The organism is Limnospira sp. PMC 289.06, assembly GCF_032350395.1.
Classification (GTDB): domain Bacteria; phylum Cyanobacteriota; class Cyanobacteriia; order Cyanobacteriales; family Microcoleaceae; genus Limnospira; species Limnospira platensis.
On record NZ_JARPLC010000597.1, the window covers coordinates 1 to 245 of the forward strand.

The 245-nt window shown below is 35.9% G+C and carries 1 protein-coding gene; it reads right to left on the reverse strand.

The features are described from left to right. Positions 1 to 245, reverse strand: a 245-nt coding sequence (locus P5674_RS26390) for an ATP-binding protein (protein ID WP_315670542.1), incomplete at both ends; no start/stop codon positions are given.

A 245-nucleotide genomic window follows, 5' to 3' on the forward strand; every position in this document is an offset into this window, starting at 1 on the left:
TAGCAATCCCAATTCCGTTATCTATGACTGAGAAATAGATAGATTGAGGAGTGGAAATTGCCGGATTAGGAGATGGTTTTATGCCCACATTTAAGTTAATTTTACCAGCTTTATGGGTAAATTTTACCGCATTACTTAGCAAGTTAATCAGGACTTGACGCAGCCGCCGATTATCTACTTTGATGAAAGTTTTTTGTAATTGCTGGGGTATGTTACTCTCTATATTAATTTGTTTGGTAAATGCA